Source organism: Nannocystis sp. RBIL2 (assembly GCF_026626745.1).
GTDB lineage: Bacteria > Myxococcota_A > Polyangia > Nannocystales > Nannocystaceae > Nannocystis.
The window spans coordinates 5,056,116-5,082,612 of record NZ_JAPNJW010000001.1 but is presented as its reverse complement, the minus strand read 5'-3'; the positions used below and the strand labels follow the sequence as shown (position 1 = coordinate 5,082,612).

Sequence of the window (26,497 nt, the reverse complement as noted above, 5' to 3'; positions counted from 1 at the left end):
CCGCGGCCTCGGTTCGGCCGTGGACCCGCTATCTTGCGGTCATGCTCCGATCGCTGCTCGTCCTTGCGCTCGCGCTCGCCCCGGCCGCCGTCACGGCGGGCTGCACCGGCGCCGCGAAGACCGAGGTCGAGCTGGTGCGGCCGCTGGTGCTGACGCCGGTCGACGACTCCAAGGGCGCGCTGAAACGGGTCGCCGAGGCCGTCCGCGCCGATCCGCAGTCGGGCCTCGAGGTCGAGTCGGGCGAGGTCGCCGGCGTCGACGGCGGGCCTGCGGTTCAGGAGAACTTCGCGACAGGTCCCGAGAAACATGTCCTCGAGGACTACATCCGCACCCACCCCGAGCTCGCCCCGCCGGCCGACCAGGAGTTCGGCTACGAGCGCCTGCGCGACGGCCAGGGCCAGACCTACTGGCGCATGCACTGCGTCCGCGCCGGCGGCCTCGTGCTGCGCAAGCTGGCGGCCGCCGACCTGATCGAGGGCCCCGACAACCGGCCGCGGATCCGCGTGCGCCTGGCGCCGGAGGACAGCCAGCGCTTCGCGGCGCTGACCGCCGAGCATCGCGGCCACCGACTCGCGGTGATTCAGGACGACGAGGTGTTGACGGCGCCGACGCTGCAAGGGCCGCTGACGACCGGCGAGCTCGAGATCCCCCTCGCCGCGGCGACACGCGCCGAAGCCCAGGCCGCGCTCGATCACCTGCTCGGCCGGTGACCTCTTTTCCAATGCGAGCTCGACCGTCACGCTGCTTCGCCGCGGTCGCGCTCGATCACTCGCTCGAACGGCGAGCTCGACCGCGATGCCGCGGCCGCGCTCGACATCCTGCTCGGGCGGTGACTCGCAGGGACGCGAGCTCGACCGCGTGCGAGGCCTGCCCAGTCCGAGGGCGAGTGTGCAAGACCAAGTTGCTCGCTGCCTCAGCCCGTCGCCGCCGCCTTCACCCCGGGCGCACCGCCACCGGCTCGAGCAGCGACAGCGTCGCCCGGCGGGGGTCGAGCTCGACGCGGGAGCCGCAGGGCAGGGCCGCGTGTTCGTGCGGCAGGTGGCCGAAGGGCAAGCCGAGCACCAGCGGTACCCCGAGCGACTGCAGGCGCTCGCGCACCACCGTGCGCGCGTCGGGACTGTCGGGGTTGCCCGCGGGCGGCTCGTCGCACGCGTACAGCTGACCGATCGCGAACCCGCGCACCCCGGCGAACGCGCCGCTGGTGATGAGCTGCGTCAGCGCGCGGTCGAGGCGGTAGGGCCGCTCGCCGATCTCCTCGAGCGCCACGATCGTGCCGGCCAGGTCGGGCAGCCACGGCGTGCCGACCAGCGAGCGCAGCACCTCGAGGTTGGCTGGCACGAGCGGACCGGCCACGCGGGCCTCGCCGACCCCTTCGTCGCCGGACAGGGGGGCGGGGAGCTCGCCGCGCATCAGCGTCGCCAGGCGCTGGGCGTCGGCCTGCGGCAGGGCGGACAGCTGCGTCACCACCGGCCCGTGGACGCTGCACACCCCGGCGCCGAGGGCCCAGCACAGCAGCGCGGTCGCGTCGGAGAAGCCGACCAGCAGCTTGGGCGCGGCCGAAAATCGCTCCGCGCGCAGGTGCGGGAGCAGGCGGGTCAGGCCGTAGCCGCCGCGCGCGCACACGATCGCCGTCACCTCGGGGTCGTCGAGCGCCGCCTGCAGCGCGGCCAGGCGGACGGCGTCCTCGCCGGCGAAATAGCCGGTCTTTACGCCCAGGTTGGCCGCGAGCGAGATCTCACCGATCTGCAAGTCGCGCAGGGCCGCGAGGCCCTCGGCGAGCCTGGCCTCGGGGACGGGGCCGGACGGGGCCACGACGACGACGCGGCCGCTGGGGCCAGACGAGGGCGGGCGCACGAGAGCGGCCTTCACGGGCGCGACAGTACCAGCGGGCGTGTCAGTTATCGCCTTTCTTCTGCGATCATGCCGCGTGGACACGGGCGCGCCTCGCCCGTACCCTTTGCCCGCGCACGGCCCGCCATGTTCAACGGACTCATCAAGAAGATCTTCGGCACCAAGCACGAGCGGCAGATGAAGAAGCTGCAGCCGCTCGTGAGCGCGATCGCTGGCTTGGAGCCCAAGATGAAGGCCCGCAGCGACGCCGAGCTGAAGGCGCTGACGGCCGACTTCAAGCAGCAGGTCGCCAACGGCAAGCCGCTCGACGACCTCATCCCCGAGGCGTTCGCGGCCGTGCGCGAGGCCTCGGTGCGCGTGCTCGGCATGCGCCACTACGACGTGCAGATGATCGGCGGCATCGGCCTGCACCAGGGCAAGATCACCGAGATGCGCACCGGCGAGGGCAAGACCCTCACCGCCACCTCGGCGCTCTACCTCAACGCCCTGGTCGGCCGCGGCGCCCACCTCATCACCGTCAACGACTACCTCGCCAGCCGCGACGCCGAGTGGATGGGCCAGATCTACGGCTTCCTCGGCATGTCGACGGGCGTGATCGTCAACGGGATGTACCACACCGAGCGGCAGAAGAACTACCGCGCGGACATCACGTACGGCACCAACAACGAGTTCGGCTTCGATTATCTCCGCGACAACATGAAGGAGACGATCGAGAAGTACGTGCAGCGCGACCTGTACTACGCGATCGTCGACGAGGTCGACTCGATCCTGATCGACGAGGCCCGCACGCCGCTCATCATCTCCGGCGAGAGCGACAAGCCGCCGGAGACCTACATCACCGTCAACAAGGTCGTCCCGTCGCTGCGGCGTGACCTCGACTACACCGTCGACGAGAAGGCGCACAGCGTGCAGCTGACCGACGCCGGCGTCGACCGCATCGAGCGGCTGCTCGGCTGCAAGAACCTCTACGCGCCCGAGAACAACGAGCTGCTGCACCACGTGTTCCAGGCGCTGCGGGCCCACGTCCTCTACAAGAAGGACGTCAACTACATCGTCGAAAAAGGCCAGGTGGTCATCATCGACGAGTTCCGCGGGCGCAAGATGGAGGGTCGGCGGTGGAGCGACGGCCTGCACCAGGCGGTCGAGGCCAAGGAGGGCGTGGAGATCCAGCCCGAGAGCCAGACGCTGGCGACGATCACGTACCAGAACTACTTCCGCATGTACGACAAGTTGGCGGGCATGACCGGCACCGCCGACACCGAGGCCGAAGAGTTCCACAAGATCTACAACCTCGACGTCATCGTCATCCCGCCCAACCGCACGATCCAGCGCAAGGACGAGGACGACCTCGTCTTCAAGAACGAGCGCGGCAAGTTCCGCGCGGTCGTCAACGAGATCACCGAGGCCAACAAGCGCGGCCAGCCGGTCCTGCTCGGCACTGCCAGCGTGGAGAAGTCGCAGGTGCTGCACGCGATGCTCGAGCGCGCCGGCATCCCGCACGAGGTCCTCAACGCCAAGAACCACGAGCGCGAGGCGTACATCATCGCCCAGGCCGGGCGGAAGTTCGCGGTCACCGTCGCCACCAACATGGCCGGCCGCGGCACCGACATCCTCCTCGGCGGCAACCCGGAGATGATGGCCCGCGCCCGCTTCGACCCCGACAAGGAGCCGGAGAAGTACGAGGCGCTGTTCAAGCAGATCAAGGCCCAGTGCGACGAGGAGAAGAAGGAGGTCCTCGCCGCCGGCGGCCTCTACGTCGTCGGCACCGAGCGCCACGAGAGCCGCCGCATCGACAACCAGCTGCGCGGCCGCTCGGGCCGCCAGGGCGACCCGGGCCGCTCGCGGTTCTTCCTCAGCCTCGAGGACGACCTCATGCGGATCTTCGGCGCCGACCGGATCACCGGCCTGATGGAGCGCCTCGGCATGGAAGAGGACGTGCCGATCGAGGCGCCGCTGGTCAACCGGGCGATCGCCAACGCCCAGTCGCGCGTCGAGGCGATGCACTTCGACACGCGCAAGAACCTGTTCGAGTACGACAACGTCATGAACGACCAGCGCAAGGCGATCTACGCCCTGCGCAAGCAGATCCTCGAGGGCCGCTACCAGCCGGAGATCCTCGACGAGCAGGCGCGCAAGGAGCAGGCCAAGAGCCTGCCGCCGCCGCCGGAGAAGTCGGGCCCGCACACCGTCAGCTCGCTGTCCGAGACGGTCCGCACCCGCATCACCCAGATCCTGAACAACCACACCGCCGCGGTGTTCGAGGCGCAGGGCCAGCCGATCGTGCCGAACGTGCTGCCGCCCGGCGGCATCGTCCCCGAGAAGCTGACCCACGAGCTCTACCGCCACTACGGCGCGCTGGTGAACCTCGAGGACGTGAAGCACGACCGCGAGAAGATCCTCGCGCGCATGATCGACGTGGTCGCTCGCTCGCTCATCCAGCAGCGCGAGCGCGTCCACGACCTCGCGTTCAAGCTGGTCGAGCAGACCGTGCTCGAGCTGTGCCCCGAGGACGTCCACCCCGACGAGTGGGACCTGCCCGGCCTCGAGAAGGCGCTGCTCGAGCGCTTCAAGGTCAAGACCGACCTCAGCCAGGTCGAGGACAGCGTCGACAAGCTGGTCGATCGCGTGTGGCGCTCGGTCGAGGCGCTGCTGACCCGGCCCGAGCAGGAGTTCGACCTCTACACGTTCCTGTTCTACGTCCGCCAGTTCTACCTCGGCGAGATCGACGATCAGTGGATCGCCCACCTCAAGAACATCGAGCACCTGCGCACCGGCATCGGCCTGGTCGGCTACGCCACGCGCAACCCCAAGAACGAGTACAAGATCCGCGGTTTCAACCTCTTCAAGGACATGTGGGAGGGCATCGAGAACACCGTGCTAGGCAAGGTGACCTCGATGAAGCTCACCGCGGACCAGAAGCGGCAGGCCGAGGAGGGCGCCGAGTACGAGACGGCCGTCACCCGCGCCACCCGCCAGGCCGGCGACAAGGTGTCCTCGGCCCAGCGGCAGATGGCCCAGGTGCGAGCCGAGCTGTCCAAGCTGCAGGAGGCGTCCCGCGCCGTGCGCGAGCGCGTCGCTCAGCCCGCCGGCGCAGCGCCGCCGGCGGCCGAGGCGGAAGCGCCGCCGGCGGCCGAGAAGAAGCTGCCGAAGGTCGGCAAGAACGACCCGTGCCCCTGCGGATCGGGCAAGCTCTACCGCAAGTGCCACGGCAAAGAAGTCGCGGCCTGAGCGGTCGAAGCCGAGTTCGTCCCCGGCGCTCCGTGACGGCCGTTGCCGCTGCGGAGGTCGGGGAGTACCTTCCCGGCCATGCGCAACCTGTTCGCAGTGGTCCTCGGCGTCGCGGTCGCCGTGTTCGCGATCATGGTCGTCGAGCTCATCGGCCACGCCATCTTTCCGCCGCCGAGCGAGCTCCGGGTGGATGACCCGGAGGCCATCCGCGATTACATCGAGCAGGCGCCGTTCCTCGCCCTCGCGTTCGTGCCGATCGCCTGGGCCACCGGCGCCTTCTGCGGCGGTGCCGTGGCCGCGCTGGTCGCCAGCGGCCGCCGCCCGCAGCGCTTCGGGGTGATCGTCGGCCTCGTGCTCCTCGTCGCCAGCGCGATGAACCTGTGGGTGATCCCCCACCCGATGTGGCTCGTGCTCGCCGCCCCGTTCGCGTGCCTGATCCCCGGGCGGCTCGGCGGCGCGCTCGGGGCCCGCCGCGAGCTCTGAGATGGCGCTCGGGACATGCCCCCTCGGGCATGTCCCTTGAAGAATGTCTTAGGGGACATGCGCTGCGGCGGTCGCGACGACGCGCGCGTCGCCCGGGGGCACGCGCGCATCGACGTGACCCCGGGGTCAGTTCTTGGTCAGGTCGTCGAGCTGCAGCACCTGGCGGGCGGTCTCGAGGTCCTTGACGTCGCGCAGGCGGCCGCGCTGCGGCGCGTCGGCGTGCGGCACGTTGGTCTCGAGCAGCTCCTTGAAGCGCTGCAGGTCGGACTCGATCTGCTTCTCCGGGTTGGCCCCGAGCGCGCTCGAGATCATGGTGCCGATCACGCCGGCCGGCGGGTGGTACTCGAGGTTGACGGTGATGCGGGTGGTGTGGCCGCCGACGCCGCGCTCGAACCGGACCGAGCCGGCGTTCGGCAGCTCGGCGCCCTCGAGCGAGCGCCAGGCGATCAGCTCGCCCGGGACGTCGTTGATGATCTCGGCGTCCCAGGAGACCGAGATGTCGGCCGGGCCGCGCACGCGCCAGCGCGAGCGGCGTTCGTCGAGCACGGTGACCGACTCGAGGTGACGCATGAAGCGCGGCAGGTTGTCGAGCTCGCGCCAGAACCGGTACACGCGCTCGGGCGGCTGGCGCACGGTGATCGTGTGCAGCAGCTTGACGCCCTGGCCGTGCGGCACGCTGGCACTGGGGCCGCGCACGCCGTGGGCGGTGCTGACCTTCAGGCGGGCGTAGAGCGGGCTGTGGCCGGTCAGCGCCCGGTGCAGCAGCGCGCCGCCGACGGCGATCACCGGGATGCTGCCCCAGGTGCGCCGGACCGCCGCCAGTGCGAAGCAACCGACGGCGCCGGCCAGGGAGGCGGCGCGCTCGAGCGGATGCACGTTGACTTCATCAGGCCAATCGTTTCGGTCGCCGAGGTGGCGACGCAGGTCTCGGAGCTTGTCGAACATGGCACCTCTACCGCGGCGCGGCGCCATGTTTTGGTTCTGGTCGCCGTGTCGTGCAAGTCGCGAGGTCATGGTCGAGCCCGCTGAGGCGGCCGCGCCGACGCGTCCGCGGCCGCCAGCCGCCTGCTCAGGGCGCAGATCCGGCGGCCTCGAGCTCGGCCTCTTCGGTCCACGCGCGCATGTCCGGGGTGGCGAGGACCGCGTCGACGTAGGCCGCGCACACGGGGTCGAGCGCGACGCCGTAGCTGCGGAAGCGGGTCGCGACCGGGGCGTACATGCAGTCGACGATCGACCATGTCCCGAAGAGCATGTCGCCGCCGGCCCCGAAGCGAGCCCGACAGTCGCGCCACAGCTGGCAGATCCGTTCGATCTCGAGCTGCGTCGCGGGCGACGGCGTGACCCGCGTGCGCAGCGTCAGATCCATCGGCATCTCGCCGCGCAGGTCGGCGAAGCCGCCGTGCATCTCGGTCGCCGCGCTGCGCGCCTGCGCGCGGACGCCGGGGTCCGCGGGCCAGAGACCGGCGGCGGGGAACCACTCGGCGAGCGTCTCGCAGATCGCCAGCGACTCCCAGATGGCCAGCTCGCCGTCGAGGAGCACCGGCACTCGGGCGGTCGGCGAGGCGGCCTCGAGCTCGGCGCGCGTGGTGTCGCGATCGAGGAGGATCTTGCGCTCGCGAAAGGGGTACCTGGTGGCCCGCAGCGCGAGCCACGGGCGGAGGCTCCACGACGACTTGCGCTTGTCGCCGATGACGAGGTGAAGCTCGGGGCTGTGCGGCCTGGACATGCGCTCCGGAGGGTAGGCCAGCGGCTTGGCGGTGGACAGTCCTGTTGCTATCGTGCGCCCGCCATGATCGCACGCCAGGCCGCCTACCCCCTCACGCTCGCCCTCGTCCTCGCTGCCTGCGGCGGCGCCAGCGACCCCGCCAAGGGCGCCAAGGCCGACGCCAAGGACGCCAAGGCCGACGCCAAGACCGAGGTCATTGACACCAAGCGCAACGACGCGACCAGCCTCGACAAGGCGGTGCAGGCGCTCGACCTCAGCGGGCCGGTGCCGCCCGAGGCCAGCGCGGTGTTCTTCACGGTCGACGGCGCGCTCATCCCGATCGGCTGCTACGACAGCGCGAAGAAGAAGCTCGAGGGCGGCAAGGACTGCCTCGGCCTGGTCAAGGCCGGCGACGAGGTGTACCTGCGCTCGAACAGCGTCGAGAAGCTCGACAAGGCCGGGGCGCCCAAGAGCTCGATGTGCCAGCCGGGCGAGGACAAGCCGACCAGCATCGGCATCCCCTCGGTCGACTCCGGCGAGACGTTCGACTACGCGGTGTTCCCGAAGTCGATGGGCAAGCTGATCAACCGCGTCGACCCGGAGACCTACAGCGAGAAGGGCCGGGTGGCCAGCGAGGACGAGAAGAAGGCGCTGACCGAGCTCGTCAAGCCCGACGCCGAGCTGCAGATCAACCAGTCGGTGTCGTTCGACGTCGACGGCGACGGCCAGGCCGACAAGCTGTTCTCGGTCTACGTGGTCAACCCGAAGGACAGCGAGAAGCTGTCGTACAGCGGCGTGCTGCTGCAGCGCGGCACCGCCCCGGGCAAGTGGGTGCCGCTGCTCGAGTCGCGCAACGACACCGAGACCTACACGGTCCGCGCGTTCATCGACCTCGACGGCGACAAGTCGCAAGAAGTGTGGGTCAACGCGGTCCTCACCGACGGCGGCGGCGGCGACCGGATCTTCAAGCTCAAAGACGGCGGCGCCGACCCGCTGGCCAAGTGGTCTTGCGGGATCTGAGGCGAGCCTGAGTGCAGCGAGCGCGGCGGGGTGACCGGCCGCGCTCTTTTCTCGATTGGGGATGGCCGAAGAGACAGATTTCGGCGTGGCGATTTGAGATGGCCGAAGAGACAGGTTGATTCGGCTCTCGGCGCCGCTCGCCGCAGTGCGAGATCGACGCGACGCGGCCGTGGCCGAGCGGCGGTTGAGATGGCCGAAGAGACAGGCAGCTTCGGTGCAGCTGCGGGCTGAGCAGCGTGTGAAATGGCCCAAGAGACAGGTCGCGTCCGCGCGCGGCGACGGCGCGAGTTCGGCCAGGTGCCGCGGTAGAGGCGGTGCGGCGCGTGTTACCGTCGCAGGGGCGATGGGTGGGCCGGGCCGAGCCGGGCTCGAGCTGTTGACCCGCGATCCCGAGGCCGAGCGGCAGCAGCGACGGCGGCGGGCGCTGCAGATCGCCGGTGCGATCGTCGGCAGCACGGTGCTCGTCGCAGGGGTGATGTTCGGCTACGCGGCGGCGAGCCGTCACGCGGGCGAGCGCCGGGCGCAGCGCCGGCTGGAGGCGCTGCACGGGCAGATCGAGGCGCTGCGCGCCCGCGGCGACGCCAACGAGGCGCGCCGATCGCTGCGCACGTTCGTGGCCTTGCCCGAGAACCGCGGCCTGGCGGTGGTCGCTCGCGCGTACCTCGAGGGCCGCGGCGGTGCAGGCATCGACGTCGGCCGCGCCGGGCAGCGCGCAGCAGGTGTGGTGGATCGACGCGTGGCTCGGGCTCGGCGAGGTCGAGCGGGCGGCGGCGGACATCCGCACCCTCCTCGCAGTCGTCGGCGAGAGCGGCCCGGTGTACGACGCGCTGCACCAGCGGCTGCGGCGCGGCGACGCGGCGGCGTGGTTGGCGGCGCGCGCCTCGTTCGGCCCGCGGCTCGTCGATCTGGTGATCGACCCGTCCGTCTCGCTGTCGCTGCGGCACGAGGACGTCGACGTCGTCCTGCATCACCTCGCGGCCACCGATCCGCACGCGGCGCCGGAAGATCCGCTGGCGCTGCAGCGGCTGGTCACGATCGACTATGCGCGCGGCCTGGCGCTGATGCGGGCCGGACGGTTGTCGGCCGCGCGCGAGGCGTTCGGCGGGGCGTACGCTCGCGTGACGGGGGACCGGCCGTTCCCGGCGCGCGACAAGCTGCACACGCGCTTGCTCGCCGAGCAGCTCGACCTCGCGGCGGCGATGGAGGATCGCGCAGCGGCGCTGCGGTGGATCGATGTCGCGTTGACGACCAGCGAGACCCCGTACCTCGCGCTCGAGCGCATGCAGTCGCACCCGGGGCTGTCGCGGTTGTTCGGTCCGGAGGTGTGGGCCCGGCTGAAGGCGCAGGTCGTGGCCGCGCGGCCGTGACGGAGCGGCGCCACATCACGCGGCGTCGCCCTCGGGTCTTGGCGCGCGGACGTCGAGGTTTGCTACGCTGGCGCGGTGATTCGCCCCGGCGGTTGGTTCGGATTGGTGTTGGCGCTCGGCTCCTGTCGCAGCCCGGCGGAGCGGCTGGCGAAGCCGCCGGAGTTCGAGATCCCCGGGCAGGGCAAGTGCGTGGTCGGTGGCGCCGCCTCGCACCCGCTGGTGGTCGAGTGGGCGGCGGCCGAGCGGGCCTCGCTCGAGGCTCGGCTCAAGCGCGGCCTCGTGGCGGTGCGCGTCGATGGTTGCGAGATCGCCGTCATGCGCCAGTGCGACGTCCAGGGCGAGTACGCGTACCTCGGCCTCACTCGCAAGAACGACCGCGTGAAGATCCGCAGCGCCGACGAGCTCTACGCCCAGCTCCCTCTCGGCGCCGCCCGGCTCGAGGGCAAGCTGGCTCGCGCCGGCGAGCTCGACGTCGAGATCGCCCTCGTCGGCATGCTCGAGGCGCCGGAGGGCCGGCCCGGGCGCGACCTGCTGGCGGGCGACTGCGACGCGGCCACGCACATCATCACCGGCGTGCAGGTCGGGGCGTTCCACTTCTTCGCCGGCGGGGCCGGGGAGATCAAGGTCGGCGCCGGTTTTAATCAAATTGGCGCCGGCGGCGGCTCGACCGCCGAGCGCGAGACGCTGTCGGCCGACGGCCAGCCTGCCAGCTGCGACGCTTCGACCACCGCGGACCTGCGGCCGCCGGAGGGCTGCGGGGCGCTGATCCGCATCGAGCTGAGCGCGCTGCCGGGGCTGGCGGTCGCCCAGCCGACGGCGTGTCCGACCGGGAGCCGGTGGGACGGTCAGACCTGCGCGATGGAACCTTGCCCTGTGGGCATGTCCCGAAAGACAGACGGGACCTGCGTCGCGTCGGCCGGTCATCCGGGGCCGACGACGCCCGCGTCGCCGGGCAGCGGGCCGACGCCGGCGACGACGACGCCGGTGAGCGAGCCGAGGCCGGCCAACGACGAGGCTGCCCTGTGCCAGCAGATGTGCGAGCGCCAGCTCGGGTGCGAGTCGGAGGCCAACAACATGGCCCCGCCGGAGGGCAAGGCGCGCGAGCGTTACGTGCGGTCGTGCGGGCGCATGTGCGAGTTCGCGGTGACCGACTGGAACCGGCCGCAGATGCGCAAGTGCATGACCGCCGAGACCTGCGGCGAGTTCACCCGCTGCGTCCAGCCGCCCGACTCGCCGTGAGGCGGCGAGGCTGTCTCACATGCTCCTCGGGGCATGTTCATGAGAACATGTCCCGAGAGAAAGATGATGACGGGTCCGCCGCGTGACGATGCTCTTCAGGGCATGTCCTGAAGAACATGTCGCCGCGGCGGTGTTTCAGTCGCGCAGGATGCCGAGCTGGTAGCGGCGGACCACCGGGGCCTTCTGCGGGTTCTTGAGCCACGACCCGCGGGACAGGTCCGTCAGGCCGTGGAAGTCGATCTCGCCCATCATGTGGACCACGCCCTCGTGGTCGAGGCGCTCCATCGCCGCCAGCTCGTCGGGGGTGACGCCGATGACCTGGAGGAACAGGAGCGAGCCGTAGGGGCCGGTGATCTTGCCGAGCAGCGGGTCGGGGACGCAGACGAGGCCGGTGAGCTCGGTGGTCACGCCGGGGGCGATAGGTCCGCCGAGGTCGGCGCGGTGGCCGGTGTCGAAGCCCTTGCGGCTGCCGAGGACGTAGCGGCCGAGGCTCTGCAGGGTGCGCAGCGGCCACGCGGGCGGCTGGTCCTCGCCCTCGGCCCGCGGCACCCGCATCGTCAGCTCGAAGCCGAAGCCGGACACGTTCGGGTCGTGCGATGTCTTTTCGAACAGCTCGGTGAGGCCGTAGGTGACGTAGTGCCAGTGGGCCGGGCGCTGGCCCTCCCACACTGTGATCGCCGGCAGCGGGCTCGCGGACTCGAGCTCGTAGGCGGTCTTGCTGGTGTACTGGTGCGGGACCTGGCGCGCGTAGAGCCGCTGGCAGGCGGCGTCGATCGCGGCCCAGCCCGGGGCCTTCATGGTTTCGGACATGCGGCGGAGGTCGTGGGCGAGGTCGGGCCTACAGGCGGCGCTCGAACTCGGTGATGAACTCGCACAGGGCGGCGACGCCGGCCTCGGGGAAGGCGTTGTAGATCGAGGCGCGGAAACCGCCGACCGAGCGATGGCCCTTGAGGCCGTCGAAGCCGAGCGCCTGCGCCTCGGCCAGGAACTTCTTGGCGATCGCCTCGCGCTGGGCCTCGGGCGCGCGCCCGCAGGTCCACGCGACGTTCATGTGCGAGCGGCTGCCGGGCTGGGCGTGCGCCTGGAACACCTTGCTGTTGTCGAGCACGTCGTACAGCCGCTGGGCCTTGCGCTCGTTGCGGGCGCCGATCGCCTGCAGGCCGCCCTCGTCGCGCATCCACTCGAGCACGAGCTTGAGCACCAGCACGCCGAAGGTGTTGGGCGTGTTGTAGAGGCTCGGCTCCTTGGCGTGGGTCGCGTAGCGCAGGTACACCGGGACGTGCGCGGCGGGCTTCTTGGCCAGCAGGTCCTTGCGCACGTAGACCAGCGTGACGCCCGAGGGGCCGAGGTTCTTCTGCGCGCCGGCGTAGCCGAGCGCGGCCCGCTCGAGCGCCATCGGCCGCGCGCCGGCGTGGCTCGAGAAGTCGATCACCAGCGGCACGCCGCCCTGGGCCTCGGGGATCTCGGCGTACTCGGTGCCGTAGATCGTGTTGTTGGTGGTGATGTGGAGGTAGCTGGCGCCGGCGTAGCTGTCGGCCGCCGGGAACTCGGGGATCCGATCGTAGTTGGTGGCCTTGGAGCTGGCGATGATGCGGGTCGCTCCGAGGCCCTCGCTCTCGGCGATCGCCCGGTTCGACCACACGCCGGTGTCGACGTAGGCGGCGAACTTGTCGGCCTCGCGCAGGTTCATCGGCACCATCACGAACTGCAGGCTCGCGCCGCCCTGCAGGAACAGCACCTGGTGCGTCTCGGGGACCCCCAGGACCTCGTGGACCAGCTTCTCGGCGCCGAACGTGATCGCCTCGTACGGCGCGCTGCGGTGCGAGATCTCGAGGATCGACATGCCGACGCCGGCGGCGTCCCTGGCGTGCCCGTCCTGACGCAGCTCGTGCACGGCCTCGGCCGCGCGCTCGAGCACCACCGGCGGGAGAATGGCCGGACCGGCCGAGAAGTTCCACAGCTTGGGCTTGCCGCTGTCCATGGCGCAGGAGCATATCAGCGCCGCTCGCGGCCAAGGTCGTGGGTTTGCGCACTCTCGCGCGGCCGCGCAGCGCCTCAGCGGCGCGTGTGACCGCGGAAACGTCGCTCGAGGAACTCGCTCGCGCGGACCACGAGCGCGTGTGTCTCCGGGGACAGGTGACCCTCGCGCGCCGCGACCCGCGCCCGCGCCAGCGCCGGACCCTCGCCGGGCAGCGCGTCGGCGACGGCAGTCAGCCGCGCGCGGGCCTCGGCGACGGTGGCGAGGGCCTCGGCGAGCCCGACCTCGTCGGCCGCGAGCGCGGCGTAAAGCATGCACTCGTAGCTGCGACAGGGGCCGGGGCGGTCGTCGTAGATCGTGCAGCTCCGGTCCTGCAGGGCGGCGCACGGCTGGGCCAGAGCGGGGCCCGCGTCGCGATCGAGGACGACGAGGCCGCGCCGCCGCACTGCTTCGACTTCGCCGGGCTGCAGCGGGACGGTCGCGAACAGGTCGCCGTCGCAACACAGGGCGCAGCGCTGACACAGAGTGGCGAGGGACATGGGAGAGGTGCTCCGCCCGCGCTCCGGCCGGCGCAGTCGCGCGGCGCAGCCCGGTGCGGAGGCGTCAGCGCGAGGAGTAGCAGTGCTTCTCGGTGGGGCCGCAGCGGATCCGCACGTGCATGTGCGTGGTGTGACCCTCGACGTGGCGGATGAGGACGCGCTTGTTGCTGCGCTTCTTGATCTTCACCGGCCACTCGAGCCACGCGTCGAGCTGCTCGCGCGACACGCCCGACTCGCGGGCGGCCTTGTAGAGCCGCTTCTGCAGGTTGTACTCGAGGAAGATGTACTCGACCTCGCCGGTGTCGAGGAAGGCGCGCATCAGCTGCCAGGTCGCCTTCCAGTCGACGTCGGCCGAGGTCGTGTGCCGCTTGCCCTCCGCCGAGCGCAGGACCGGCAGGCGGATGTCGACGTCGCGGCCGCTCTGGTGCGACTTGTGCGGCCGGAACCGGCCGCCGCGGGCCCGGCTCATCCCGCCGATCACGACCTGGCCCTTGAAGCTGCTCTCGTGGCGGAAGCGAGTGATCGCCGCCATCGTCTGCATCACGGTGTGGGTCGAGGCGTACGACTCGTCGGGCTTGCGCTTGACGTAGAGGTCGGGGCGGTCGGGCAGCTCGACGCCGCGGACCAGCTTGCCGCGGTTGGGCTTGCCGATGCTGAGGCCGCCGGCACGCACGCGGATCTGCGACAGCTTGGTGCCGAGGCCGGCCGAGGGCGAGACGTCGAGGTCCTTCCAGGCGACGACCTTGAGCTTCTGCTTGGGCTTGGGCTCGAGCTTGTCGCCGAGGCGCGGGTTCTGCTGCCGCAACGTGGCGACCTCGACCCCGAACTCGGCGCCGATCTTCTCCCACGTGTCGCCGCGCTTGATGAGGTGCTCGAGCTTCTCGCGCGGCGGCGGGCTGTGGGTGGTGATCACCCGCAGGTCCTTCTTCTTCTTCGGGATCGGCTCGCCGGCCCGGAGGCCGTTCCACTTGGCGAGATCACCGACCTCGACCTTGTAGAGAGCGGCGATGTCGTCGAGGGACTCGCCGGGGATCAGCGCGTGCTTGAGCGAGCGCGGCTTGACCGGCGGAGGCGGGGGTGGGGGCGGACCCTCGGCGTAGACGATCTCGGGCTCGGGGCCGGCCGGCTGCGACAGCAGCTCGCGCTCGATCGCCTCGAGCTCCGACTCGGGATCTCCGGCGTCCCCGGTGTCCTCCTCGAGGTCGCCCTCGCCGTCGGTGTCGGTCTCGCCCTCGGCCCAGTCGCCGTCGGGGACGGCCTCGGGGCCGACCACGTCGCGCTGCAGGGGCCGGATCGGCTTCGGCGCGGCGGACTTGCTGCTCGCCTTCTTCTTGCTGCCCGACTTCTTCTTCGCGCTCGACTTGCCGCCGGACGACTTCTTCTTGCTGCTGCTGCTGCTCGACTTGCTGCTGCTCGAGGCCGCTGCGGCTTCGGACACCAGCGGCGAGGCCAGGCCGGCGCACAGGACCACGAGCAGCGCCCAGAACGACCCCCACCGCGCGAGGGCGGCGTGCCGGAAGGGGCGTGCGGACGAGGACTGGGTCATGCGGGCAAGAGCACCGGACAAGCTAGCAGAGGCTGTCCGTTGCGGGCACGTCAGTCGCGCGCGCGTCGCCCTCGTCGGCGCCGGCCGCGGAGCCTGCGGCTATTGCCGCGCCGTGCGGCCGAACGGCGGCGAACACGTGGCGCGGCAGGCAAAATTGCAACTACAATCGGGTTGCAATTCGGTCAGGTGCGCGGCGCGCGAGGCGTCGCGCAGGGGAGATCTTCCCCTGTCACTTCTGGGGCTTTTTGCCCTCAGTGGCGTCTTCGACGCCGAGCACGCGCAGCACCTCGGGATAGACCTTGTCGGCGAAGAACTCGCTGCCGGCCATCGTGAAGTGGATGCCGTCCTCTTCGCGCAGGGCCTGGGCCTTGCGCTTGCCGATCGTCGCGGTGTCGATGAGCTCGCCGGCCGAGTCGGTGATGAAGGGGCTGGTGTCGAGGTAGACGCCGGCCTCGCCGAAGTCGGCGAGCGCCTGGCTCTGCACGTCGCGGATGGTGGTCAGCTTCTGCTCGAAGCTGGTGGTGCCGGTGCGCGGCAGGCCGAGCCACAGGACCTTGCGGCCCTCGGCGGAGATCTCGCTGAGGAATTCAGCGACCCGCGCCTTGTAGGCGTCGTTCCACCCGTCGGACTTCCAGGCCACCCGCTTGCCCTTGCCGGACTTGGTGGTGAGGTCCTGGCCGTCGTTGCCGCCCATGATGACGACGACGAGGTCGGGCTTGCGCTGCTCGACCGCCTTCTTGGCCTCCGACTCCCAGTCATAGAAGTCGGGCCGAGCCAGGCCGGTCGCGCTCTTGGCCTTGCGGAAGCACTCGATGTCGGGGTGCTCGTCGAGCTTCTTCTCCAGCATCGCGCCGAAGCCGGTCGCAGCCAGGCTGTCGCCCAGCACGAGCACCTTGCGCGGGCCGCTGGGGGCGGCGGCAACCTCTACGGGCGCGGGCTCCGGAGTCGCCGGCGCGATCGCGGGCTCCCGGGGAGCCGCCGCGGCCGCGGGAGCAGGCTCAGCGGCCGGCGGCTCATCCGAGGGGATCGCCGCGGGCGGGGGCGTCAGCGCCGGGGTCGCAGGCGTCGCCTTGTCGCAGGCGAGGGCGAACACCAGGGTCAGAGGGACGAACAGCCGCAGGAGGGGCATGGGGCCACGCCTATAGCCCGAAGGCCGGCCGCTTGGCAAAGAAGCTGGCACTTCGCCGGGGCGAACCCGAGCAGTTGCCGGGAATGGCGCCGCAGGAAGGCCGGTATTTGCGCCGCTGGCAACCCCCGCGAAGCTGTGAAACACTCGACAAGCCTGAGCATCCACGACCTCGAGGCGTCAGGCACAGGAGCGATGGTCATGCACAACTCAGAGACCGACACCAACCTGGCCACTTCGATCTCCCGCTGGCGGACAGCGCGGAAGATCATCCTCGGCTCGATCATCCTCGCAGGTTCGATGGCCACCTCGGCCGCCCTGCTGCAGCGCTACGCCGGCACCAACTGCAAGGCCCAGCGTACCGTCTCCGTCGCTGAACGCGGTTACACCTACTCGGGCATCGGCGCTGTGATCCAGCAGCGCGGCGAGTTCGTGGTCGTCCGCGATGTCCTCCCCGGCGCTCCCGCCGACGGCGTCCTCCGCGAGGGCATGCACCTCGTGTCGGTCGACGGCATGTACCCGGTGAGCGTCGAAGACTGGGCCGCCGCCCTCCGCGGTCCGTCCGGCACCAGCGTCACCATCGAGGTCGCGACCCGCTGCAGCGGCCACAAGTTCGTCACCCTCGAGCGTCAGCTGATCCGCGTCCAGAAGTGAGCCCGAGCCGCACGGCTCGGATTCCTCGGCGGTCCTCCTGTCCGCTCCCGACGGCCCCCGGCGCCTCGCGCCGCGGGGCTGTTCGCGTTGATTTTCCGGGCCCCCGCGCAGGCTTCGGGTCCGCGAGGTCCCGCGGTCGACAGCTCCACGATGCGGGCACCTGCTCCGGTCGGCGACTCCGCAGCTCGGCTCGCGGCTCGGCGACGTCGCTTCACGCTGTTCCGGGGCGGCAATCAGCCGGCCCGGGCTTGCTCGGGCCGGCCGGAACCAAAACACTCGCGGACATGATCGTCGCCGAGCACGAGGCCCGCGTCCACACCATCGCCGCCGAGGTCCGCGAGCGGACCGCTCGCGGGGAGCGGGTCCACATCGACAAGGGCGGGGTCCACCACGTGGTGCCGTTGCCCGGCGACCGTCGCTTCCGCAGCCCGGCGATCGACGTGTCGCCGCTGCGCAGGGTGCTGCACATCGACCGCGAGGCGCGGCGCTGCGTGGCCGAGCCGGGGCTGACCTTCGCCGACCTGGTCGATGCGACATTGCCCCTGGGACTGGTGCCCGCGGTGGTGCCGGAGCTCGAGGGCATCACGATCGGCGGGGCGGTGGCCGGGTGCGCGGTCGAGTCGAGCTCGTTCCGCGTCGGCGGCTTCCACGACACCTGCCGCGAGCTCGAGCTGGTGAGCGGCGCGGGGGAGGTCATCACTTGCTCGCGCGAGCGCGAGTCGCTGGCGTTCGACATGGTCCACGGCTCGTACGGGACGCTGGCGATCGTGACGCGCCTCGAGTTCGACCTGGTGCCGGCCGAGCCGTTCGTCGAGCTGACCTACGAGCGCCACCGCGACCCGGGCAGCTACTTCGCGGCGATGCGGACCTACTGCGAGGCCGGCGACTACACGTTCATCGACGGCATCATCCACGGGCCGGACGAGCTGGTGCTGTGCCTCGGGCGCTTCGTGGCCCGGGCCCCGTATGTCAGCGACTACCGCCGGCTCGACATCTTCTACAAGAGCACCCGCGCGCGCGAGGTCGACTACCTGCGGACGCGGGACTACTTCTTCCGCTACGACACCGAGTGTCACTGGCTGACGCGCACCGTCCCTGGGCTCGAGAACCGGCTCGTGCGCAGGCTGGTCGGCAAGCACGTGCTGGGTTCGACCAACCTCATTCGCTGGTCGAACCGGCTCGCGCCGCTGCTCGGGGCGATCAAGCGGCGGCCCGACGTCGTCGTCGACCTGTTCGTGCCGCACCGGCGGATCCTCGACTTCTACGGGTGGTACGCCCGCGAGCCGCGGTTCTATCCGCTTTGGGTGATCCCTTATCGTCTGCCGAGGTGGTATCCGTGGCTGAGCCCGGCGATGGTCGACAAGATCGGCGACCCGCTGCTCGTCGACTGTGCCGTGTACGGCATGCCGAACGGCGATCCCGAGCTCGATTGGTCGCAGTTGTTCGAAGATCAGACGTACGCGTGCGACGGGGTGAAGACGTTGATCTCGCGCAATCACTACACCCGCGAGCGCTTCTTCTCGATCTACGACGAAGACAACTACGCGGCGGCCAAGCGGCGCCTCGATCCGCACGGCGTGTTTCCGGGCCTCTACGAGAAGCTGCACCGCGTCGGTTAGGGACGACATCGCGCCTGGACTTCGCAGGTCGCCCGCTGCACCCTTCGCCGCATGAGCCTTGCGCTTCACACGAACCTCCGCGCGCTCCTCCTCGCCGTGTGTACGCTGCCGCTGGCGGCGTGTCCCGAGAAGGAGAACGAGACGGACAGCAGCACCGGCACTGCGACCGAGCCGAGCACGGCGACCGAGCCGAGCACCGCGACCGAGCCGAGCACCGAGGCGACCACGAACACGCCGACGTCGACCGGCACGCCGACCGAGGGCAGCGCGACCGGGACCGAGAGCGGGACCGAGACCGCGGGCACCGACACGATGGGCGGCGAGACGACCGTGGTGACGACGGTCGACGAGACCACGACGATGCCCGTCGACACCGACACCGAGACGGGCGAGCCGGCCCCGCCCGAGCTCGACGCGGCCTGCATGGCGGCCTGCGACAAGTTCTTCGAGTGCTTCCCGATGCCGCCGTTCCCCGACGTCGCCGCGTGCAAGAGCGACTGCGCGAGCGCGCTCGGCAGCGGCGAGGGCTGCCTCGACGTCACGGTGGCGTTCAACTCGTGCATCGGCGACATGACCTGCGACGAGCTGATGAAGGCGTTCGTCGACGAGGAGTTCGGGCCCTGCCAGGACGAGTTCGACGCCGTGAACATGACCTGCGGCGGCGCCGACGACTGCGCCGGCTTCGGCTCGAGCGACGGCGGCGACAACTGCTCGATCGGCGAGGAGTGCCCCGACACCCAGACCGTCGAGTTCAAGTGCGAGGGCGACACCTGCACCTGCCTGGTCGGTGACATGCCGCAGGGCGAGTGCCCCGCGCCGGCCGGCTTCTGCGACCTGGAGTTCGATCAGCAGTCCCAGGCCGCGGCCGACTGCTGCGACTTCGACCTGTAGAGGTTGGCAGCGGGGCGCGGGTCGGGTAGGTTGCGGCGCCGATGCAACCGGACGACCCGCGTCTCGCGTATGTCCTCTTGTATACCGACGGCGCCTGCGCCGGGAACCCCGGCCCGGGCGGTTGGGCGTACGTGCTGATCCACCCGGCCAGCGCCAAGCAGCGCGAGGAGTCCGGCGGCGAGCCGCACACGACCAACAATCGGATGGAGCTGATGGCGGTGATCCGCGGGCTCACGGCGCTGCGCCGGCCGATGACCGTCGACCTCTACTCCGATTCGCAATATGTTTTAAAGGGCATGTCGGAGTGGCTGCCCGGCTGGAAGCGCGCGGGCTGGCGCACCGCGGACCGCCAGCCGGTCAAGAACCAGGACCTGTGGCAGTCGCTCGACGGCTTCCTCGCGACCCACAAGATCCGCTTCCACTGGGTCCGCGGTCACAGCGGCCACCCGGAGAACGAGCGCTGCGACCGGCTCGCGGTCGCGGCTCGCGACGCGGCCCGCAGCGGGTACGCGCCGAAGGACAAGATCTCGGTGGGCGACGCGCCGAGCCTCGCGGTCAAGCGCTGAGGCCACGGCGGACTGGCCTGAAGGACAGGTGCTCCACCCGGCGGAGGATCCTGTCCAGGAGGACAGATCGCCGGTGAGCGGGGAGGCAAGGGACATCTCCCGAAGGACGAGGCGCACGGCTTCGCCTCGGGGCTCGCCATGCCTCGGCGTCGGGGAGCGGAGTGATCAGCCTGTCCCGAAGGACATGCCGAAGTGCACTGCGTCGCCTCGGGGCCGCCATGCCTCGGCGTAGGCGAGGCGGCGTGAGCAGCCTGTCCCGAAGGCCAGGCCGAGGCACACCGCTCTCGGTCGCCGCGCCTCAGCGCTGGTAGACGATCACGTTGTGGACCAGCGTGTGGGTGCGGCCCGGGTTCTCGTAGCTGTGCGGGACGTCGGCGGCGAAGCTGGCGGTGTCGCCGGCGGAGAGGTCGTGGACCTCCTCGGCGACGCGCAGGCGCAGCTGGCCGACCAGGACCGTGACGCTCTCGCCGGTGCCGGGGGCGTGAGGCTCGGAGCTGTGGACCGCGCGCGGGGCCAGGCGCAGCTCGTAGACCTCGACGCCGCCGAGCGTGCCGGCGGGGGTGAGCGGGCGGCTCTCGAGCTGGCCGTCGGCCGAGCGGAGGACCCGCTGGTCGGGGCGGCGGAGCACGCTGACGCGCTCGGTCTTGTCGGCGCCGAGCAGGGCCGAGAACGGGACCTCGAGGCCGGCGGCGATCTTCCACAGGATGGCGATCGTCGGGTTGGTCTTGGCGGTCTCGACCTGCGACAGGCTGGCCCGCGAGACACCTGACCTTCGGGCCATGTCGTCGAGCGAGTAGCCGCGGGCCTTGCGGAGCGTGCGGATGTTGTCGGCCAGGCGGCGCGTCAGCTCGGCCGCGCCGATGTCGCCCTCGCCGAGCAGCGCGATCTCCGAGGCTGCGTCCGCCGAGGCGCGGCCGCCGGACTCGGGCTCGGCCCCCGCCGGGCGCGGGGCGCTCGCAGCGGGAACAGCCTCCGAAGCCGGGCGCCGTGGCGTTCGTGAGGCCATTTCGCGGGTTCGTTATATGTCAGAGGCCGCCGCGTCCGCAAGCGCGGCGTATGCACGCCCCGGGCCGTTGACGGCCTGGCCGACCTCGCGTAAGCCCCGGGCTGCTTGCGCCCCGCGTCGTCATCCCCGGCCGAGCTCGTGCTGGTCCGCCACGGCGAGACCGCGGGCCAGTCGTCGATCCGCCTGCACGGGGCGACGGACGTGGCGCTGTCGTCGCTCGGGCTGCAGCAGATCGAGCGGGTGGCGGCCGCGCTGGCGGCCGAGCCCGGCTTCGCGGCGGTGCTGGCGTCGCCGCTCCAGCGCTCGCGGGCCGCGGCGGCGCTGGTGGCCGCCGGCCAGCGCCCGCCGCCGCCGGTCACGGTGGTGCCCGAGTTCGCGGAGGTCGACTTCGGCGCGTGGGAGGGCCTCACCTTCGCCGAGGTCGCCGAGCGCGACCCGACCGGCCACGGCCGTTACCTCGCCGAGGGCCTCGGCTTCACCTATCCCGGCGGCGAGTCGCGCCAGGCGTTCTGGGACCGCGTGCAGGCGGGTGCGCGCCGGGTCCTGGCCACGCCCGCGAGCCCGCGCGTGGCCGCGGTGCTGCACAAGGGCGTGATCAAGGCCGTGATCGCCGCGCTCACCGGCATGCCCCACGCCGAGGCCATCGCGCTGCCGGTCTCGCTGGCCGGCGTGTACCGCCTGCGCCACCGCGCGGATGGCCGATGGGACATCCATGTCCAGAATGCCACGGACCACCTCGGAGAGCTCGATCTCGGAGGATGAGGTCCGACGACCTCGGGCCGCCTCGGGCCGCGGTTGGCAGGACCTGGGCCGCTTGCTACCGTGAACCCGAGCGAGGACGGGCATGCCTGAGTTCGTGATCGCCGCGAGCGTCGTCGTGCGATCGACCGATCACGTCGGCGGACGGAGAGCGCGCGAGGTCCGGCGATGAAGCTGCGACTGGTGGCCCACGCGTCGCTGCTGATCGAGGCCGGCGGCGCGACGATCTGGACCGACCCGTGGCTCGGCGGCAAGGTCTTCAATAATTCGTGGTCGCTGGTGGCGCCGCCGGCGTGGGACGCGGCGTGGCTCGAGCAGGTCGATTACCTGTGGGTCTCGCACGAGCACCCCGACCACTTCCACCTGCCGACGCTGCGCGACCTGCCGGCCGCGTTCAAGCGGCGCGTGACGGTGCTGTTCCAACAGATGCCGACCGACAAGATGCCGCAGGCGTTCGCCCGCCTCGGCTTCGCCGACGTGCGGCCGCTGCCGCATCGCGGGCTGGTCGACCTGCGGCCGGGGCTGCAGGTCTACTGCTACCAGGTCGGGCAGATGGACTCTGTCCTTGCGGTCATGGCCGATGGGACATGTCTCGTGAACGTCAACGACGCCGAGGCCGACGCCGGTGACTGCCGGCTGATCCGCGGCGACCTCGGGCCGGCGCAGGTGGTGCTGAACCAGTTCTCGCTGGCCGGCTACGGCGGCGAGGCCGACCGCGACGAGCGGCTGCCGCGGCGGGCCCGCGCGGTCGTCGACAGCATGATCGCCAACCATCGCGACCTCGGCGCCGAGACGACGATCCCGATCGCCAGCTTCGTCCGCTTCTCGTGCGAGGACAACGCGTACATGAACACGTACGCCAACACGCCGAGCCACGTCTCGGCGGCGTTCGAACACCTCGGGCTGCGCCTCGACGTGCTCGCGCCCGGCGAGGTCTACGAGGTCGGGCGCGCGTGGGACTCGCGGCCGGCGCTGCAGTTCTGGGACGAGGCCTTCGCGCGCGCGAGCGCGGCCCCGCTCGACCCGCCGGCGCCGGTCGAGCTGCCCGCCCTCGTCGCCGCCGCCGAGGCGCTGGCCGGCCGGCTCGCCGAGCACTACCCGACGTGGCTGCTGCGCGCGTGGCTCGAGCCAGTGGCGATCCGCGTGCGCGACCTCGAGGTCACGCTGCGCCTCGACCTCGCGCGCGGCCGCTGCGAGCCGGTCACGGGCGGCGCGGCCCATGTCGAGGTTTGCGGGCAGCCGCTGCTGTTCGCGCTGACCCAGCCGTTCGGGCTGCAGACCCTGGGCGTGTCGGCGCGGCTGGTGGTGCGGCGGGGGGCCAAGAACTGGCGCCGCCACCGGATCCTCCTGTCGATGTTCAACGCCGAGGTCTACCTGCGGCCGCGGCAGCTGCTGACGCGGCGCAACCTCGGGCACCTGCAGGCCCGCATGCGCGGCGGTCTGCGGCAGCTGCGGTACCAGCTGCAGCGGATGCGATGAGCGCGGCCGCGTGATAGGGTGAGGCGCGATGATCGAGGAGACTCTGGAGATCCCGATCACCGTCGTCGGGCTCGACGGCGAGTTGATCACGCTCGACGCCCGAACCCGCGCCCTGGTCCAGTCGGTGCTGCCGACGGCCATGAGCCACCTGCGGATCGGCGACGTCATCGCGGCCGGCGGCGTGGGCTCGGTGCGGGTCGTCTTCGACAAGTCGCTGCAGCGGCGCATGGCGCTCAAGACCCTGCAGGCCGGCTCGTACAACTATTACTTGCTGGTCCACGCGTTCATCCGCGAGGCCCAGGTCGCGGGCCAGCTCGACCACCCGAACATCGCGCCGATCTACGAGCTCGGCCGCGACCCCGAGGGCGGCATCTTCTTCACGATGAAGCTGATCGAGGGCCGCTCGCTCTACTCGCTGATCAATGGCCGCCCGGCTCGCACGCCCGACCAGCTGCAGCGCCGCCTCGACGCGTTCGTCAAGGTGTGTGACGGCGTCGCGTTCGCCCACAGCCGCGGGGTGCTCCACTGCGACATCAAGACCGCCAACATCATGGTCGGCGCCTACGGCCAGGTGTTCGTGATGGACTGGGGCAACGCGTTCCTGCTGCCGCCGCGGCCCGGCAGCGAGGAGGTGTGGGCGCGCGAGAGCCTGCCGCCGCTGCGGCCCGAGGAGGCCGACAACATCGTCTGGGGCACGCCCGAGTACATGTCGCCCGAGCAGGCGATGGGCCGCCGCAAGTCGCTCGACGAGCGCTCCGACGTGTTCCTGCTCGGCGGCCTGCTGTTCGAGCTGCTGACCGGCCGCCCGCTCTATCAAGACCATGACCCCAAGCGGGTGCTGAAGATGGCGCAGCGCGGCGAGGTCACCTCGCCCGACGTGGTCGTCGGCCCCGAGGTCAGCTTCCCGCCCGAGCTGGTGCGGATCTGCATGAAGGCGCTGGCGGTCAAGCCCGACGACCGCTACCGCCGCGTCGACGACCTCATCGACGACATCAAGGCGCTGCTGCGTGGCGGCGGCAGCTTCGCGGTCACCAGCGTCGCCGCCGGCGAGCTCGTCATCCGCGAGGGCGAGGTCGGCGAGGCCGCCTACATCGTCCGCGCCGGCAAGCTTCAGGTGTTCAAGAATGTCGGTCAGGGCAAGGTGGTGCTGCGCCAGCTCGGGCCCGGTGACGTGTTCGGCGAGACTGCGATCTTCGCCGCCTCGCCGCGCACTGCCAGCGTGGTGGCGCTGACCGACAGCGAGCTCGTGGTCGTGACGAAGAAGACGATCGAGCGCGAGCTCGACGTCATGCAGCCGTGGCTGGCCGCGTTCGTCCGCACTCTGGCGACCCGCTTCGGCGGCGTCGGCAGCCCTGAGTACCTGGCCTGAGGGACAGATGCGGGAAGCGAGCCGCGCCGAGCTCTGACGAGCGAGGGCGTCGGCGAGGGATTCACGCCGGCGCGAGCGACGGCTCGAACGCGGCGAGCACCTCGGCGGCGCGGTTCTCCTCGGTGTACAGGCGCTCGAAGATCAGGCGCCCGCCGGCGATCTGCCAGATGTCGAGGACATCCTCGCATTGCGACAAGATGGCGTACCAGCGCGCGTCCGCCAGCCGGGGAGCGACGCTGGCGAGGATCTGGTAGGCCAGGTCGTAATGCGCATAGACCATGTCGCTGCCGGCCGGCATGAACTCGAGGTACAGCGCCGCGTCGGGCCACGCCCGCCGCTCGGCCGGTCGATAGGCCATGCCGCGGCGACCGGCCCCGCGCTCCAGCAGCCCGATCGCGTTGCGCGGCGGGTCGCCCCCAGGGCCCGGACACGCCGCCAGGAGCGCGCCGACGCGGGCCCGGACCTCGTCCTCGTGGCCGGGCGCGACGGGCAGCACGGCGGTCCACTCGGCGCGGATCGGCGCGACCTGCCAGACGCGCACGGTGTGCGCCGGCTCGGACGGCGCGAGCCCGGCCTCGTACGCGCGCTGGTCGATGCGATCCAGGATCAGCTCGGGCGGCGCATCGTCGGTCATGCGAGCGAGGATACGCCAGACGACGCGAGCGGTCCGCGCAGACAACGCGAGGGCCGCGACGAAATTCGGCGAGAAAAAATCAATTGTGCGGAACCCGGGCGCGTCGCGGCTGTCATGGCGGTCCGGAGGCGTCGACTGCATGGGCGATGACGGTGAACGCTGGAATCTGGCGCGGCGGCTCGGGCTGTCGTTCGTCGGCCTCTATTTTTGCCTCAACATCGTCCCGCTGATGCTGCTGTCGGTGCCGCTGCTCGACGAGTGGTTCGGCGCGCTGTGGTTGACGCTGTGGGTCAAGCTGATGCCGATCCTCGGCAACGCGGCGCTCGGGATCGAAGGGCCGATCTCGATGGAGATCGCCGGCAGCAGCGACATGACCTGGAACTACGTGCAGCAGTTCTGGTACCTCGTGCTCGCGGTCGTCGGCGCGATCGTGTGGGCCGTCCTGCCGCACCGCCGTCTGCCGTTCCCGACGCAATACGCCTGGTTGCGGATCGTCGTCCGCTACGGCCTGGCGATGATGATGCTGTCCTACGGCTTTTTAAAAGTGTTCGGCGGGCAGATGGAGCCGCTCGGCCCGGTCCACCTCTCGCGGACCTACGGCGAATCGTCGCCCGGCGGCCTGCTGTGGTCGTTCATGGGCTTCTCGCCCTTCTACAAGGGGTTCACGGGGATGGCCGAGGTGATCGGCGGGGCGCTGCTGTTGTGGCGCCGCACGGCCACGCTCGGGGCGCTCGTGACGGCCGGCGTGATGGCGCACGTGGTCGTGCTCAACTACTGCTACGACGTGGCGGTAAAGATCTACTCGTCGCTGTTCATGCTGATGGCGTTGTTCCTGGTGGCGCACGAGGCCCGTGCCTTGATCGATCTGTTCGTGCGCGGGCGAGCGGCCGCGCTCGCCGATCCGTCCCCCGTGCTCGGCCGCCGCATGCGGATCGCCCGCGTCGTGCTCAAGGCGGTCGTGTTCGTCAGCATCCTCGAGACGCCGGTGAAGACTGCGATCCGTCAAGCCGCGCCGCAGCCGGAGCCCGGGCCGCTCGCGGGCGCGTGGGAGGTGGTGGAGTTCGTCCACGACGGGCAGGTCCGCCCGTGGTCGCAGCACGACGAGCTCCGCTGGCGACAGCTGGTGATCTTGCCGTATCCGATGGCGCTGGTCCGGGGCATGCGCGGCCAGAAGACCGGCTACGGCGTGGTGCACGACGAGGCGGCCGGGACGCTGACCATGACGAGCATGGCCGATCCGGACGCGAAGCACGTGCTGGCGCTCGAGCGGCCGGCGGTCGACGAGATGATCCTCCGCGGTGCGATCGCCGGCGGGACGGTGACTGTGCGACTGCAACGCCTCGACACCGAGCACGCGCCGCTGATGACCCGCGGCTTCCGCTGGGTCATCGAGGACGGCTTCGGTTGATGGCATGTCCAATAGGACATGCTTTTTTGC

General features: G+C 71.0%; 24 protein-coding genes. 14 read left to right on the top strand and 10 right to left on the bottom strand.

Features of this window, described 5'->3' with window-relative positions:
• Positions 1–41: 41 nt before the first annotated feature.
• On the top strand, positions 42–710 hold the full coding sequence (locus tag OV090_RS20175; protein ID WP_267705493.1) for a hypothetical protein: 669 nt from the start codon (positions 42–44) through the stop codon (positions 708–710).
• A 223-nt stretch (positions 711–933) separates the two neighbouring features.
• On the opposite strand, the gene OV090_RS20170 is transcribed toward OV090_RS20175, so the two are convergent.
• On the bottom strand, positions 934–1,869 hold the full coding sequence (locus OV090_RS20170; RefSeq protein WP_267705492.1) for an LD-carboxypeptidase: 936 nt from the start codon (positions 1,867–1,869) through the stop codon (positions 934–936).
• 108 nt (positions 1,870–1,977) lie between these two features.
• On the opposite strand from OV090_RS20170, the gene secA reads away from it, so the two are divergent.
• Both secA and OV090_RS20160 read left to right on the top strand, forming a co-directional pair.
• Positions 1,978–5,079, top strand: a complete 3,102-nt coding sequence (gene secA, locus OV090_RS20165) for a preprotein translocase subunit SecA (protein WP_267705491.1) — start codon at positions 1,978–1,980, stop codon at positions 5,077–5,079.
• 78 nt (positions 5,080–5,157) lie between these two features.
• A complete protein-coding gene (locus OV090_RS20160) occupies positions 5,158–5,562 on the top strand; it encodes a hypothetical protein (RefSeq protein WP_267705490.1) in 405 nt (134 codons plus the stop codon).
• Positions 5,563–5,688: 126 nt separating this feature from the next.
• Here the strand turns inward: OV090_RS20160 and OV090_RS20155 are convergent, their stop codons facing one another.
• On the bottom strand, positions 5,689–6,507 hold the full coding sequence (locus OV090_RS20155; RefSeq protein WP_267705489.1) for an SRPBCC family protein: 819 nt from the start codon (positions 6,505–6,507) through the stop codon (positions 5,689–5,691).
• A gap of 124 nt (positions 6,508–6,631) precedes the next feature.
• Positions 6,632–7,288, bottom strand: a complete 657-nt coding sequence (locus OV090_RS20150) for a glutathione S-transferase family protein (protein ID WP_267705488.1) — start codon at positions 7,286–7,288, stop codon at positions 6,632–6,634.
• A gap of 63 nt (positions 7,289–7,351) precedes the next feature.
• Here OV090_RS20150 and OV090_RS20145 point away from each other — a divergent pair, with 63 nt between their 5' ends.
• The 3 genes from OV090_RS20145 to OV090_RS20135 all read left to right on the top strand — a co-directional run bounded on the left by OV090_RS20145 (position 7,352) and on the right by OV090_RS20135 (position 10,893).
• Positions 7,352–8,287 (top strand): hypothetical protein, encoded by a 936-nt coding sequence (locus OV090_RS20145; protein ID WP_267705487.1) that lies wholly within the window; start codon positions 7,352–7,354, stop codon positions 8,285–8,287.
• A gap of 677 nt (positions 8,288–8,964) precedes the next feature.
• Entirely contained in the window at positions 8,965–9,654 is a 690-nt protein-coding gene (locus OV090_RS20140; protein WP_267705486.1) for a hypothetical protein, read from the top strand.
• 75 nt (positions 9,655–9,729) lie between these two features.
• On the top strand, positions 9,730–10,893 hold the full coding sequence (locus tag OV090_RS20135; RefSeq protein WP_267705485.1) for a hypothetical protein: 1,164 nt from the start codon (positions 9,730–9,732) through the stop codon (positions 10,891–10,893).
• 135 nt (positions 10,894–11,028) lie between these two features.
• Here OV090_RS20135 and OV090_RS20130 read toward each other — a convergent pair whose 3' ends face one another.
• The 5 genes from OV090_RS20130 to OV090_RS20110 all read right to left on the bottom strand — a co-directional run bounded on the left by OV090_RS20130 (position 11,029) and on the right by OV090_RS20110 (position 16,085).
• Positions 11,029–11,703 carry a suppressor of fused domain protein gene (locus tag OV090_RS20130; RefSeq protein ID WP_267705484.1) on the bottom strand — a complete coding sequence of 225 codons (675 nt, stop codon included), beginning with the start codon at positions 11,701–11,703 and terminating at the stop codon, positions 11,029–11,031.
• A gap of 28 nt (positions 11,704–11,731) precedes the next feature.
• A complete protein-coding gene (serC, locus tag OV090_RS20125) occupies positions 11,732–12,874 on the bottom strand; it encodes a 3-phosphoserine/phosphohydroxythreonine transaminase (protein WP_267705483.1) in 1,143 nt (380 codons plus the stop codon).
• A 74-nt stretch (positions 12,875–12,948) separates the two neighbouring features.
• A complete protein-coding gene (locus OV090_RS20120) occupies positions 12,949–13,410 on the bottom strand; it encodes a YkgJ family cysteine cluster protein (protein ID WP_267705482.1) in 462 nt (153 codons plus the stop codon).
• A 64-nt stretch (positions 13,411–13,474) separates the two neighbouring features.
• On the bottom strand, positions 13,475–14,956 hold the full coding sequence (locus OV090_RS20115) for a penicillin-insensitive murein endopeptidase (protein WP_267705481.1): 1,482 nt from the start codon (positions 14,954–14,956) through the stop codon (positions 13,475–13,477).
• A gap of 229 nt (positions 14,957–15,185) precedes the next feature.
• Positions 15,186–16,085, bottom strand: a complete 900-nt coding sequence (locus OV090_RS20110) for a DUF459 domain-containing protein (protein WP_267705480.1) — start codon at positions 16,083–16,085, stop codon at positions 15,186–15,188.
• Positions 16,086–16,283: 198 nt separating this feature from the next.
• Here OV090_RS20110 and OV090_RS20105 point away from each other — a divergent pair, with 198 nt between their 5' ends.
• From OV090_RS20105 to rnhA, 4 genes are all read left to right on the top strand, one after another.
• On the top strand, positions 16,284–16,736 hold the full coding sequence (locus OV090_RS20105) for a hypothetical protein (protein ID WP_267705478.1): 453 nt from the start codon (positions 16,284–16,286) through the stop codon (positions 16,734–16,736).
• Between the two features lie 284 nt (positions 16,737–17,020).
• Positions 17,021–18,355: an FAD-binding oxidoreductase gene (locus tag OV090_RS20100; protein WP_267705476.1), complete on the top strand. Its 1,335-nt coding sequence runs from the start codon at positions 17,021–17,023 to the stop codon at positions 18,353–18,355.
• Between the two features lie 51 nt (positions 18,356–18,406).
• Complete coding sequence (locus tag OV090_RS20095) at positions 18,407–19,246, top strand: hypothetical protein (protein ID WP_267705474.1); 840 nt, start codon at positions 18,407–18,409, stop codon at positions 19,244–19,246.
• A gap of 41 nt (positions 19,247–19,287) precedes the next feature.
• Entirely contained in the window at positions 19,288–19,812 is a 525-nt protein-coding gene (rnhA, locus tag OV090_RS20090; protein ID WP_267705472.1) for a ribonuclease HI, read from the top strand.
• A 298-nt stretch (positions 19,813–20,110) separates the two neighbouring features.
• On the opposite strand, the gene OV090_RS20085 is transcribed toward rnhA, so the two are convergent.
• Positions 20,111–20,818 carry an XRE family transcriptional regulator gene (locus OV090_RS20085; protein WP_267705469.1) on the bottom strand — a complete coding sequence of 236 codons (708 nt, stop codon included), beginning with the start codon at positions 20,816–20,818 and terminating at the stop codon, positions 20,111–20,113.
• Positions 20,819–20,923: 105 nt separating this feature from the next.
• On the opposite strand from OV090_RS20085, the gene OV090_RS20080 reads away from it, so the two are divergent.
• The 3 genes from OV090_RS20080 (at position 20,924) to OV090_RS20070 (ending at position 24,425) form a co-directional block, all read left to right on the top strand.
• Positions 20,924–21,580, top strand: a complete 657-nt coding sequence (locus OV090_RS20080) for a histidine phosphatase family protein (RefSeq protein ID WP_267705468.1) — start codon at positions 20,924–20,926, stop codon at positions 21,578–21,580.
• Between the two features lie 165 nt (positions 21,581–21,745).
• Positions 21,746–23,056, top strand: a complete 1,311-nt coding sequence (locus OV090_RS20075; protein ID WP_267705465.1) for an MBL fold metallo-hydrolase — start codon at positions 21,746–21,748, stop codon at positions 23,054–23,056.
• A 28-nt stretch (positions 23,057–23,084) separates the two neighbouring features.
• Positions 23,085–24,425, top strand: a complete 1,341-nt coding sequence (locus OV090_RS20070) for a cyclic nucleotide-binding domain-containing protein (RefSeq protein WP_267705463.1) — start codon at positions 23,085–23,087, stop codon at positions 24,423–24,425.
• A gap of 61 nt (positions 24,426–24,486) precedes the next feature.
• On the opposite strand, the gene OV090_RS20065 is transcribed toward OV090_RS20070, so the two are convergent.
• A complete protein-coding gene (locus OV090_RS20065; RefSeq protein WP_267705462.1) occupies positions 24,487–25,059 on the bottom strand; it encodes a hypothetical protein in 573 nt (190 codons plus the stop codon).
• 139 nt (positions 25,060–25,198) lie between these two features.
• Here OV090_RS20065 and OV090_RS20060 point away from each other — a divergent pair, with 139 nt between their 5' ends.
• Entirely contained in the window at positions 25,199–26,467 is a 1,269-nt protein-coding gene (locus OV090_RS20060; protein ID WP_267705461.1) for a hypothetical protein, read from the top strand.
• Positions 26,468–26,497: the final 30 nt, after the last annotated feature.